This is a genomic window from Campylobacter sp. IFREMER_LSEM_CL1097, from assembly GCF_025772225.1.
In the GTDB taxonomy this organism is placed as follows: Bacteria; Campylobacterota; Campylobacteria; order Campylobacterales; family Campylobacteraceae; genus Campylobacter_D; species Campylobacter_D lari_D.
On record NZ_JAKMRT010000017.1, the window covers coordinates 20,606 to 31,913 of the forward strand.

Annotated in this window: 13 protein-coding genes and 2 tRNA genes; 4 read left to right on the plus strand and 11 right to left on the minus strand. The window is 28.4% G+C overall.

Features of this window, described 5'->3' with window-relative positions; genetic code table 11:
- The 4 genes from L8W64_RS07330 to L8W64_RS07345 all read right to left on the minus strand — a co-directional run bounded on the left by L8W64_RS07330 (position 1) and on the right by L8W64_RS07345 (position 3,226).
- Entirely contained in the window at positions 1-1,308 is a 1,308-nt protein-coding gene (locus L8W64_RS07330) for a sensor histidine kinase (protein WP_263673320.1), read from the minus strand.
- Positions 1,298-1,984, minus strand: a complete 687-nt coding sequence (locus L8W64_RS07335; protein ID WP_263661454.1) for a response regulator transcription factor — start codon at positions 1,982-1,984, stop codon at positions 1,298-1,300. The genes L8W64_RS07330 and L8W64_RS07335 overlap by 11 nt, the downstream gene beginning before the upstream one ends.
- Position 1,985: 1 nt before the next feature.
- Complete coding sequence (locus L8W64_RS07340) at positions 1,986-2,411, minus strand: DUF1104 domain-containing protein (RefSeq protein ID WP_133319176.1); 426 nt, start codon at positions 2,409-2,411, stop codon at positions 1,986-1,988.
- 62 nt (positions 2,412-2,473) lie between these two features.
- Positions 2,474-3,226, minus strand: a complete 753-nt coding sequence (locus tag L8W64_RS07345) for an SIMPL domain-containing protein (RefSeq protein ID WP_263671445.1) — start codon at positions 3,224-3,226, stop codon at positions 2,474-2,476.
- Between the two features lie 89 nt (positions 3,227-3,315).
- Between L8W64_RS07345 and mutY the strand changes: the two genes are divergently transcribed.
- Complete coding sequence (mutY, locus tag L8W64_RS07350) at positions 3,316-4,344, plus strand: A/G-specific adenine glycosylase (protein WP_263673322.1); 1,029 nt, start codon at positions 3,316-3,318, stop codon at positions 4,342-4,344.
- A complete protein-coding gene (locus L8W64_RS07355; RefSeq protein ID WP_263673324.1) occupies positions 4,334-5,230 on the plus strand; it encodes a radical SAM/SPASM domain-containing protein in 897 nt (298 codons plus the stop codon). The genes mutY and L8W64_RS07355 overlap by 11 nt, the downstream gene beginning before the upstream one ends.
- Here the strand turns inward: L8W64_RS07355 and L8W64_RS07360 are convergent.
- The 4 genes from L8W64_RS07360 to L8W64_RS07375 are packed head-to-tail and all read right to left on the minus strand — an operon-like array spanning position 5,135 to position 8,698.
- Positions 5,135-5,851 (minus strand): class I SAM-dependent methyltransferase, encoded by a 717-nt coding sequence (locus tag L8W64_RS07360; protein WP_263673326.1) that lies wholly within the window; start codon positions 5,849-5,851, stop codon positions 5,135-5,137. The two genes, L8W64_RS07355 and L8W64_RS07360, sit on opposite strands and share 96 nt — an antisense overlap.
- Position 5,852: 1 nt before the next feature.
- The gene (locus tag L8W64_RS07365; protein ID WP_243705634.1) at positions 5,853-6,728 is read right to left on the minus strand and encodes a CsgG/HfaB family protein; all 876 of its coding nucleotides are present in this window, start codon (positions 6,726-6,728) and stop codon (positions 5,853-5,855) included.
- On the minus strand, positions 6,722-7,342 hold the full coding sequence (lpoB, locus tag L8W64_RS07370; RefSeq protein WP_133319180.1) for a penicillin-binding protein activator LpoB: 621 nt from the start codon (positions 7,340-7,342) through the stop codon (positions 6,722-6,724). The genes L8W64_RS07365 and lpoB overlap by 7 nt, the downstream gene beginning before the upstream one ends.
- 9 nt (positions 7,343-7,351) lie before the next feature.
- Entirely contained in the window at positions 7,352-8,698 is a 1,347-nt protein-coding gene (locus L8W64_RS07375) for a hypothetical protein (RefSeq protein WP_263659144.1), read from the minus strand.
- Positions 8,699-8,751: 53 nt separating this feature from the next.
- Here L8W64_RS07375 and L8W64_RS07380 point away from each other — a divergent pair.
- Positions 8,752-8,839 (plus strand) — tRNA-Ser (locus L8W64_RS07380).
- Here the strand turns inward: L8W64_RS07380 and L8W64_RS07385 are convergent.
- Positions 8,840-9,490, minus strand: coding sequence for a putative metalloprotease CJM1_0395 family protein (locus tag L8W64_RS07385; RefSeq protein WP_220567041.1), 651 nt, complete (start codon positions 9,488-9,490; stop codon positions 8,840-8,842).
- A gap of 126 nt (positions 9,491-9,616) precedes the next feature.
- Between L8W64_RS07385 and L8W64_RS07390 the strand changes: the two genes are divergently transcribed.
- Positions 9,617-9,693: transfer RNA gene (locus tag L8W64_RS07390), tRNA-Met, on the plus strand.
- Between the two features lie 235 nt (positions 9,694-9,928).
- On the opposite strand, the gene L8W64_RS07395 is transcribed toward L8W64_RS07390, so the two are convergent.
- Complete coding sequence (locus L8W64_RS07395; protein ID WP_133319183.1) at positions 9,929-10,570, minus strand: potassium channel family protein; 642 nt, start codon at positions 10,568-10,570, stop codon at positions 9,929-9,931.
- The coding region (locus L8W64_RS07400; protein WP_318529431.1) for a potassium transporter TrkG at positions 10,567-11,308 on the minus strand (742 nt) is incomplete at its 5' end. The genes L8W64_RS07395 and L8W64_RS07400, both read right to left, overlap by 4 nt.

An 11,308-nucleotide genomic window follows, 5' to 3' on the forward strand; every position in this document is an offset into this window, starting at 1 on the left:
CTACCAAGAAAGTATAAATTCACTTCCTTTATCTTTTTTACTCAAAACTTTTATGTTGATATTGTTTTTATCGGCTATTTGTTTGACTAAATTTAAGCCTATGCCAAAACCACCTTGGTCTTGATTAAAGCGTTTGTAGCGTGTAAAAATTTGAGTAATTTCTTTAGCGCTCATACCTTGACCTTCATCTTTAATACTAAGTGTTTTTTCTTTTAAACAAATAAAGATTTTTTTATTAGTATTGGTGTATTTTATGGCATTGCTTAAAAGATTGTCAAGTAAAATTTGCATTTCTTCTTTATTTGCATAGAAATTTTGCTCTAAAAGCTCTTTTTCAATGATGAGATTTTTTTGAGAGATTAAAGTGTCAAAATATTCTAATCTTTGCTCTAAAAGCTCTTTTAAATTTATATCTTCTTTTGTATTTTCTTTTTGTAAGAAAAAATTTAAGGCTATGAGGTTTTGATAGATATGATTTAAATTTTTACTTGCTAGTTTGATATGATTTAGTTTTTTAGTGTTATTTGGATTTAAATTTGTATCATCAAATTTTTTAATACTAGCTAAAATCACGCTCAAAGGTGTGTTAATTTCATGCGTGGTATCTTTAATAAAATCATTGAGTGTTTTAAATTGTTCTTTGATATTTTTAAAAACAAGCAAGATGAGTATATAAGCAATTATAGCAAGTAGTAAAATACATATAAGTGTATAAAAAATAGTTTTTAATTTTAGTTTCCAAAGTTCATTAGCATAATCGTTAATATCTAAATTATTGTAGTTATCTTTGCGGTATTGTTCTTTTTTAAAGCCAAGATCTTCTGTTTCTATAATGATATGGATATTTTTATGTCTCAAAAAATGAGAATGGTGTTTTGGCTTTTTTAAATTACTCGTATCTATATAAGTATTAAGATTTCTAATCCTTGAAAAATCTATGAATAATCTTTTGTTTTCGTTGTAAATAAAGTTGTTTTCTTTAAGCTGTGTTAATATTTTTAAAGCATCAAAAGTTAAATTACTAAAAATGATTTGATTGTTTGCAACAATAGCAAATTGAGTATTTATTTTTTTAGAAATATAAGAAAAATCATTTTTGTTTAATAAATTTTTATCGTGTCTTGCTTCAATGATATTTTGTAAAATATAATTATAGTGAGTGTATGAGTGTGTGATTTGATTTAGTCGTATATAATTTGCTTCTTTTTGATAAAAAGTAATAAAAAAAATCGTTAAAAATATGCCACTTGTGATGATATAAAGGGCTAGAATTTTAAAAATGGTATTATTAAAGTTTTCACTTTTCATTTTCTAGCCTAATGGCATAGCCTATATTTCTTTGATTGATGATAAGGTCTTTACCAAGAATTTTTCTTAAATTTTTGATATACACCCTAAGGCTCATAATCACAGGCTCTTCATCTAAACTCCAAATTTCGTCAAAAATAGTTTCTATATTTACAAAATGAGGGCGTTTTTTTAAAAGTAAAGCTAGGAGTTCTTTTTCTTTATTAGTTAGGTTGATAATTTCTTCATTTTGATAAAGGGTTTTATTGATAGGATCAAAAGAAATATTTTTTGAAGAGCTAAGTAAGATTAAGTCTTCTTTTTGATGACTAAAATTTCTTTTAATGATATTTTTTACACGGATAATTAACTCATCAACATCAAAAGGCTTTTTAATATAATCATCACAACCTGATAAAAATCCTTGTTTTACATCATCAAGCATGGATAAAGAAGTTAAAAATATAGCAGGAGTGTTTTTAGCACTTTCTCTTAATTCCTTTAATACTTCAAAACCATTGCCTTTTGGAACTTTAACATCAAAAATCCAAAGATCAAAATTTTCTTCATAAGCTTTTTCTAGTGCCTCTTGTGCATCATATACACAAGAGACTTTAAAACCTTCATCGCTTAAGGCTTCATTGATGATTTCATTTAAGCTTAAATCATCTTCTAAGAGTAGAATTTTTGCTGCCATTTTATCTCATTGAGCAATTTCCATGATTTGCACCATGCCCTTGATGATTCATTTTATGGGTTTTGTGTTCATTTTTGTTATAATGATGTAAATTTAAATCTCGTATTTCTTTGCCACTCATTTCATCGGTTAGTTTTTGCATATCTTCTTGAACGATAGCCTTTCTTTGACTTCTTTCTTGAGGAGAAAGTTTAGAGATGTTTTCGCGTAAGTTACTTTTAAATTGTTGATGAAAAACTTTTGCGTCTTTGTATTTCATCTCATTCATTCTCTTTTTCATTTCTATAATTAAGTCAGCTTGATCTTGTGCTTTTACGCTTTTTGCAAGATTTAAAATTTCATCATTGCTTTTTTTGGAAAAATCAGCACTAAATGCTAAAGAGGCTGCTAAAGAACCCATAATAAATAAACCTATAATTTTTTTCATTTTTTCTCCTTTAAATTAATGATGAGAAATTATAAAAACCCAAGATAAAGCCAAAATAAAATTTATTGACAAACAAAAAGCACATTAGCTTTTAAGCTTTGCTTTTCATTTTTAATAACAGGAAGCACTACACTATCTGCACTAGCTGCTAAACTTGGAGAATTGTATTTGATATTACAACTATCAAAATGAACATTTTTTACTATGCAAGTTTTTGTTAAAGTTTTAGAATAATATTGAGCTTTTTCAAAAGCTTTTTTAAACGCAAGATCGTATAAATCTTCTTTGTTTGCTTCTAAGGTTGCTTCGTCAAATCCTGCTTGCAAGGCTTTGGTATTAAAAGAAATTAAAGTATTGGTATTGCTGATATTTTCTATATCCTTTATAAGATTTTCATAGTCTTTATTTTTATTTTGTGGGATTTGACAAGTGAAATTAGAATACAATCTATACCCATTAAGTGTTTTTACTCCTTGATAATAATTATAACTTGGCTCTAAAGTATAACTCCCACCTTTACAATAGTCTTCTTTGGTGATACGATCTGAAATTTCTTTGAAAGTTTTAGCAATATGATTTTTTTCATCACTAGAGATGATAGTTTTTTTACTAAGTTCTTCGCTCGCACTAAAATTTAAAACAGCATTAAAAACATTTGGCATGATTTCATTTGATACTTCTATATTTCTTGAAAATTCTACATTTTGTTTATTATGATTTTTTAAACCTAAAAATTCAGTATTAAAAACTACTCCTAGTACAAACAATACCAAACAAAGTAATCCTAATCCCAAACCTTTTAAAAAACTTTTCATTTTTACTCCTTTTTAAAAATATTTTTTTAATTTTAACATAAAGCTTTTAAGAATAGATTGTATAATTTTTAAAAACAAAGAAAGTTTTAATGCGAAAAATTCATGAAAGTATTTTAAAATGGTATAACGAGAATGGTAGAAAAAACCTTCCTTGGCGTATTTTGCATAAAGAATATAGAAAATATGGTAGCGAGGATGATTTAAAAAAGCTAAAAAATATTGACAATGCTTATGCTGTTTATATTAGCGAGATTATGTTACAACAAACTCAAGTAAAGAGTGTTTTGCAAAATTATTATTTTCAGTTTTTAGCTAAATTTCCTTCTTTAAAAGCACTTTCTATGGCAAGCGAAGATGAGGTTTTAAAAGCTTGGCAAGGACTTGGGTATTATACTAGAGCTAGGAATATACATAAATGTGCAAAAATTTGTGTGCAAGAATTTAATGCAAAATTACCATTTGACATTAAAGAGCTTCAAAAACTTCCTGGTATTGGAGAATATACAGCTGGTGCTATAGCTTGTTTTGGTTTTTTACAAGCTAAAGCTTTTGTGGATGCAAATATTAAAAGAGTTTTGAGTAGATTTTATAGTTTGCAAAATCCAAACTCTAAACTTTTAACGCAAAAAGCAAAAGAGTTTTTAAACTATGATAATGCATTTGATCATAATCAAGCTTTGTTGGATATAGGGGCTTTGATTTGTTTACCTAAAAATGCAAAATGCAAGCTTTGCCCCATAGAGAGTTTTTGTAGTGGAAAAAATGAATATGAAAAATTTCATGTATCTAAAAAAACTCAATATGAAAATATTATTTTAAATATACTCATAGTGCAAAAAAATGAGCAGTTTTTGCTTATCAAAAGCAAAGAAAAGCTATATTTTAATATGTATAATTTTTTAGAATACAATAAAGAAAAAAATGCAAAATTCATAGGTGAATTTAAACACTCTTACACCAAATATAAAATTAATGCCAAGGTGTATTTTTTAAAAGATGATGGTTTTGAAGATTTAAAAGCAAAAGCATTTTCTTATAAAGAATTAGAACATATTGCACTTTCAAAACTTACCCTAAAGGCGTTTGAGCTTTTTAAAAAGAGTGATTATGCATTTTGAGAAAATTTATATAGAATTAAGTGATATTTGTGGATTAAAATGTGATTTTTGTCCTAGCCAAAAAGCGCAAAGAAAACAAATGAGCCTTGAAAATTTTGAAAAAATTTGCAAAAGTGTGCATAGTCATGCCAAGCTTTTTACTTTTCATGTGCTTGGAGATCCTTTAAGGATTTTAAATTTAAAAGAGTATTTAAAAATAGCTTTTAAATTTAATATGCAAATAGAACTTACTACAAGCGGGTTTTATTTTGATGATGAGAAAATAAAACTTGTTTTAGATTCTAAAAACATACGACAAATCAATATTTCTTTGGGTGCTTTTTTATCTCAAAGTAGAATGAGTTTAAAAGAATACTTTGAGCCTGTTTTAAAACTTATTTTTTTGCACTTGGAAAATAAAAACAATTCTTTTATCAATTTAAGACTTTGGAATTTAGATAAAAATTTCAACCCACCTTTAGAAAATGAGAAAATTTATGATTTTTTAGAGCAAAATTTTAAAGTAAAAATTCAAAAGCAAAAAACTAAAAATCGCCTAGAAAGGCATGTTATATTACACCAAGCTAGGCTTTTTAAATGGCCTTCTTTGAAAGATGAGGTTATTAGGGAGAATGGGTGTTGTCATGCTTTAAATGGACAAATTGCTATTTTAAGCGATGGAACTTTAGTGCCTTGTTGTTTGGATACTAAAGGGGATATAAAACTTGGAAATTGTTTTGAAAAAGATTTTAGCGAGCTTTTAAATTCGTCTTTATATATAGAATTAAAAGAAGGCTTTAAGCAAGGAATTTTAAAAGCTGATCTTTGCAAAAGATGTGAGTTTTTGCAATTTAAAACTGATTTTCCTTGCTCGGACAATTATAATTTCAGGAAATTCTTCATCTAAAAAAGGTTCTTCAAAAAATCCATCTATAATAAAACCATTTTTAAAACAAGTGTTGAAAATTTCTTCCAAAGAACGGTGGTAGTAGTGATGTTTTACAGGTTGTTTTTCAAATGCATACCCAAGATAATTATGCGGACTAAGATATTTTTTAGTTAATGTTACAAAACAAGGATGTTGAGTAGCAAAAACAAAAATTCCATTTTCTTTTAGTAGAGAATAAAGACTTTTAAATAAGGGCTGGATATTTTCCATATCCATGATAGCCATATTTGAAACAGCTTTGCTAAAGGTGTGTTTTTTAGCTAAATTTTGCAAAGTCAATTCATCGCTAGCGTCTATGGTTTGAAAATGAATTTTATGTAGAAAATTTTTCCATCTTTGTTTTGCTAATTTTATCATTTGATCACTATAATCAAAAGCATAAACATTTATGTTGTATTTTTTGCACATATAAGCGGAAAAATTTCCATTTCCACAAGCAATATCTAGAATATAATCATCATCTTGTATGTTTAACAATTCTTCAACTTTAGGACGCACAACTTTTTTATGAAATTCATTAGAATCATCTCCCATTTGTATATCCCAAAATTTTGCATTAATATCCCATGCTTTTTGCATTTTAAAAACCTAAATTAACTCCACCTTCATTGTTGATTTGATAGTTTGCATCCAAACCATGTTCTATTTCTTCTTCTTTGTCATTGTCTTTAGAATGTTTAAAAATATCTTCGGTAATTTTTGTAGCTATACCTCTAAGGGCTTTTTGTTTGCTTGATTTGCTTGTAGAACTCATTTTAAATTCTAGGGTATTGGAAGCTTTGATTTGAGTTGTAGCAAATTCTATCAAACGATAATCAATGTTAATATTATAAGTTTGAGTGTTAATTTCATTTTGTGTTTGTGTTATTTTAGGATTTAAAATAAGTAAAAAATCAGCCCCTAAAACATTATAAAGCTTAACAAGTTCATCATCGCTTGCATTTTTTATAAGTAAAGATTTTTCTTGATTATAAAGATCAAGATTTGCTCTATCTAAAATTCTAAATTTTTTACTTTGGAGCAAAACGCTTAAAAGCTCTTGTTCAAATTTAGCCGAAAGTTCATCTTTAACTTTATTGATGATAATTAGCGAACTTTTATCTTCAAGATTTTTTTCACTATAAAGTTTTTTGTAAATTACAACTTTTGCATGGAATTCATTTTGATTTGTTTGAGTTAAAGATTTAATATCATAGCTATTAAAAACTCCATTGCTAACTAAGTCTATTTCTTCATCATATCCTATATTGAAATTTCCATTAAAGCTAAATTCGAATTTTTTAAGCTTAACTTGTTTTAAGCCCTCCATTTTCCCAAGAGCTTCATTGATGGCATTTTTTATTGCTTCACTTCTTGTATTTCCAAAACCCTCACCATAACTTTCTTTGTTTAAAGCGCTTTGTGCTTGACAAAAATAAACAAGAGCGAAAAAAAGAATTAGTAGTTTTTTTACCATGTTACACTCTTGCTTTTACCTGTTTTATCAATAGTTTTTTCATCTTCCCAAAAAGCTAAACCACTAGTTAAATCTGTAAGAATTAAATGGAAAAAATATTCAGTTTGGATTTTGCCATTATAAAGTTTAACAGTATCTTGTCTGATTTTACCAGAAAGTGAGAAATTTGGGGCCAAAAGTGTGCCTTTTTTGGCTATGGAATTTTGATTAAATTCTTCATTGTCTCTTAAATCTCTTACATCATGAGATAAACTATCTTTTGCTCCACCTGCTGCTACAGCGGTTGTTAGTATAAATTTACCAGATTTTCTTAATGCTATGGTAATTTTTGAAGTGAGTTTATCTGTGTCTATTCTTTGCGGGGTGTCATTGATGATTTTTCCTATGGCAATAACTTTTCTATTAGAGCTATTTAAATTTGCAAAAGCAGGATCACTAAGCAAGCTTTGTATCATATCTTCAGCAGTTTTTTCAAAATCTTCTCTATCAAGTCCTAAAGTAAGTGCGTTTCCTTGAACTTTTTGCGAAGCTTTACCATCAGTATATTTTGGTTGTGAAGAACAAGCGCTGAAAATCAAAAGCGCAAAAACCATAAAAAATAAACTTTTTTTCATTTTATCTCCTTATTTTTCTTTAATTTTGTAAATAATATTTGAATTTGGCACAAAAGATCTTATAAGCACAATATAATTTTTATCTTTTTCCAGCTCATCTTCAAAGATTATTTTTTCTTTATCATTATAAATTTTAACTAAACCTTCATTTTTTAGCATTAAAATACTAGCACTTTTTGGTAAAGCTTGCCACATTCTAAGATCTGCTTTATTGATTAAAGCAGTGCTAACAGTGCTAATAAATGATAAAAAGCCACTAGAATCATTATTAGCTATGGCTAAATTAATTGAAGTTTTAAGAGCGCTTGAGGCTAGGGTTTTCATCACCATAGAGGGTAAAAGAGTTTTAAATTCACTTGCTATAATATCATCAAAATAAATTAAATTTTGTGTTTTTTCATCTTGACTTTGCAAGAATTTATAAGAAGCATTTCTTGATTTTAAATAAGCAAAAGCTACACTAATATTTGCAAGATTATCATTAAAAACAAATGGCAGGGTAAGATCAAATTCTTCTTTTGTAGCACTAAAACCATCTTCATAAATGATAAAAATATATTTTTGTTGAGGGAAGGATGTTTTTAAATGAGTGAATTTTTCAAATACTTGAAATTGTTTTTGAAGTTGTTTGTTTTTTACATCGCTTAATGCTACTTCTTTTAAAAGATCATAAGCTTTAATATAATCTTTATCAAAAAAGAAAAATAAAGCACTAAGATAACTAGCATAGATATTAGTATAATTTTTATTTGCGTTAAATGTGCTAAGAAGATTGTCATATTGCTTATAGATAGGGTTTAAATTTTGCTTAAAACTCGCATATGTTTTTTTATCTTTTTGAAGCTCTTTTTGGTATTCTTCTTGAGCTTTTTGTATATAATCATAAAAATATTCTTTCATTCTATCTTGTCTGTATAAAGCTCTGTTAAACTCTACTCTTGCATTTTTAAAATCTCCCAAGCTCATATAATTTAAACCTTTGTAGGTATTTAGCATAATCCTTTCGTAAAAATAACCTTGATAATCATTGATGGTGTCATTAAGTAAAATTTCGCTAAAATTTCTTGTGGCTTTCTGAAGCCCGTTTTGTAAATCTACATCATATTTGTAAGCCTCTTCTGCTTTATCAAAAAAAGCATTACTTTTTTCATAATCTTTACAAACTCTTGCTAAAGAGGCTAAATTTAACCCTGTGTATATAGTGTCTTTGTCTGCATTTTTTAAAGTTAAAGTATTTTCATCACATTGTTTGTTTATAAAGGCTTTTTCATAAGATAAATTAACATTAGCATGATTTGAACAAGCACTTAAAAAAAGTAAAATAAAAAGATAAAAACAAGAGTAAAAAAGCTTCATAAAATCCCTTTTTTAGTATAAATTTAAAAAAATAAGTTATAATTTTCATTTTTAGAGAGGTGTCCGAGTGGTCGAAGGAGCACGCCTGGAACGCGTGTGTGGGGTAACTCACCGAGGGTTCGAATCCCTTCCTCTCTGCCACTATGCACTTTTATTATACTGACTTCCTATGTAATCTTGTGATGAATTTTGTGTGTATGATTTTATGGCTTTAGAATTTGGATTTGCTTTTTTATCGTCTTCGTCTTTATTTTTATCGTTTTGAGCTTTTGATTCTTCTGCTTTTATTTTAGCTTGTTCGGTGCGCGCATCATTTTGCATTTGCATAGCATTAGCTGCTACTTTATAATCTTGGGGGCTAGGATCAGCTGGTGCCATAGCTGCAGCAATTACTTGCATAGCATTGGCTATAGTTTCTTCAGGAGTATTGCCTTTTTGCATTCTTATAGGCACTTCTCCTTCAACTGCATACATTTTATTATCAGGACCTCTTGTATAGCCAAAACTTGCAGCTCCTGCTAAGGCTCCACCTGCTGCTTGGTGGGCTGCTTCATGAGCCCTTACTTCTCTGTCGATTTTTTCAAGCTCTCGTACCTGTTTTACTTCTTCACTACTTAAGTCTTTACCATTAACTTTTTGAGTTTTTTCATCTTTTTCTTGATCGTTTTTATTTTCTTTTGTTTGCTGTGGGTTTTCTTTTTCAGAAATATTTTCTTTTGTTTGTTCTTTGTCTTTGTTTTGATAAGGATTTTGCGTATAAAAGGCACCGCCATAACTTGAGCTAATTTGCATTAAAATCCTTTTTAAATATAATTTCATATTTTTAGCACAAAAAAGTTAAAAAATATATAAAATTTATAAAATAAGTATTTTATAAAATGTTAAGCAAAATAAAGTATAATTTTAACTTCTTTTTATGTCAGGGTAGCTCAGCTGGCTAGAGCGCTGGTCTCATAAGCCGGAGGTCGGGAGTTCAAGTCTCCCCCTTGACACCACTTAAAATATCTTTTTAATGTTATATTTATTTTTTATATTTTCTAAATTAGCTTTCAAGAATACTTATAAGTATAGTTTTTGATTATATTTAATTCATTGTAATGTCCTTATTTTACAAGGACATTAAAAATTTAGTGACCTAGGATATGGATCGGGTCTGTGTAGCCGTACACTAGAGTTTCTTTTCTAGATTTATCATATTGATAGTGCAAAGTAAAAGTAGCATTAAAATCTTCAATAATCATATTGATTAAGTTCTTCTTGAGTGCCAAGTAGCATTAATATATCGTTTAAATAAGCGGTATTTTCTAGATTTGGCATAATGCTCCAAGTATCATGTTGTTTGTGTGCAATGACTTTTAAATTTTGTCCAATAGATTGCAAAGTTTTCCCCGCTAAATTCTCATCGATTAAAAGTTTTGCTACCTTTATGGTGTTGGCTGAAAGATCTATGATTTCAAAATTTGGATTAGTGATAAGAATTTTAGCCAAACGCTTTGCAGATTCTTTTTCAGGATAGATGACTTTATTAACCCCAAGTTTTGAAAGAATTTGTCCATGTGTAGAAGAATTTGCTTTAGCTATGATATTTTTTACCCCTATTTCTTTTAAGGCCATGAAGGTAAGTATGCTTGATTCTAGATTTTCACCTATACTAAGTATGACAACATCAGCATTTGAATAGCCCGCTTCTTTCAAAGCTATAGTGTGAGTAGAATCTAAGATATAAGCAAAATCTGCATGATCTTGCAACTCTTTAACAGCTTCTTCATCAATATCTGAAACAATAACTCTTTTGCCTTGGTCAATAAGTTCTTTTGCTAAAACAGAGCCAAATCTTCCAAGTCCTATAATACCATAAGTTTCTTTTTTCATAGTATGATTTTTCCTTTTGGATAATTTAAATATTTTTCTTTTTCTTTAAAAAATATACTAAATAAAAACGCAAGCACACCCACTCTACCGCTAAGCATTAGTAAAATAACAATAAGTTTGCTTTCGGAGCTAAAAAGCGCACTAAGTGATAAGGTCCCACCATCGCCAACTGAAACACCTACTGTGGCAAATGCTGAACTTGTTTCAAAAAGCAAAGGTAAAAAACTTTTATCATCTTCAATCAAAGATAAAAGTAACACACAAGTGATGATATAAACAATTGAACTTACTGCTATAATGAAAGCTTTATTAATAGTTTCGCTTGGAATTTCAAAGTTAAAAATTCTTGCATTACTATCTTTGATACTCCAATATGCATAAATTAATAGTACCGCAATAGTAGTTACTTTAATGCCTCCTGCAGTTCCACCTGGTGCACCACCTACAATCATAAACAAAGATCCAAAAAATAAGCTTGCATCCTTAAAGGTGCTAAGATCAAGAGTATTAAATCCTGCAGTTCGGTAATTTACCGCTGTAAAATATGCACTCATAATTTTATCAAAAAGAGAAAATTCTCCTATGCTTTTTGGGTTATGATATTCAAATAAAAATACAATCAAACTTGCAAAAATGATTAGTATAATAGTGGAAATTAAAACAAGCTTTGTATGCAGACTTAGACTAGCAAAGCGTTTTTTTGAAAAAAAGTATAATTCTAGCAATACAAAATAGCCC

Excerpts from the sequence above, each read along its gene's own strand:
- L8W64_RS07330 (WP_263673320.1), bottom strand. The coding sequence starts at position 1,308 with ATGAAAAGTGAAAACTTTAATAATACCATTTTTAAAATTCTAGCCCTT.
- L8W64_RS07335 (WP_263661454.1), bottom strand. The coding sequence starts at position 1,984 with ATGGCAGCAAAAATTCTACTCTTAGAAGATGATTTAAGCTTAAATGAA.
- L8W64_RS07340 (WP_133319176.1), bottom strand. The coding sequence starts at position 2,411 with ATGAAAAAAATTATAGGTTTATTTATTATGGGTTCTTTAGCAGCCTCT.
- L8W64_RS07345 (WP_263671445.1), bottom strand. The coding sequence starts at position 3,226 with ATGAAAAGTTTTTTAAAAGGTTTGGGATTAGGATTACTTTGTTTGGTA.
- mutY (WP_263673322.1), top strand. The coding sequence starts at position 3,316 with ATGCGAAAAATTCATGAAAGTATTTTAAAATGGTATAACGAGAATGGT.
- L8W64_RS07355 (WP_263673324.1), top strand. The coding sequence starts at position 4,334 with ATGCATTTTGAGAAAATTTATATAGAATTAAGTGATATTTGTGGATTA.
- L8W64_RS07360 (WP_263673326.1), bottom strand. The coding sequence starts at position 5,851 with ATGCAAAAAGCATGGGATATTAATGCAAAATTTTGGGATATACAAATG.
- L8W64_RS07365 (WP_243705634.1), bottom strand. The coding sequence starts at position 6,728 with ATGGTAAAAAAACTACTAATTCTTTTTTTCGCTCTTGTTTATTTTTGT.
- lpoB (WP_133319180.1), bottom strand. The coding sequence starts at position 7,342 with ATGAAAAAAAGTTTATTTTTTATGGTTTTTGCGCTTTTGATTTTCAGC.
- L8W64_RS07375 (WP_263659144.1), bottom strand. The coding sequence starts at position 8,698 with ATGAAGCTTTTTTACTCTTGTTTTTATCTTTTTATTTTACTTTTTTTA.
- L8W64_RS07385 (WP_220567041.1), bottom strand. The coding sequence starts at position 9,490 with ATGCAAATTAGCTCAAGTTATGGCGGTGCCTTTTATACGCAAAATCCT.
- L8W64_RS07395 (WP_133319183.1), bottom strand. The coding sequence starts at position 10,570 with ATGAAAAAAGAAACTTATGGTATTATAGGACTTGGAAGATTTGGCTCT.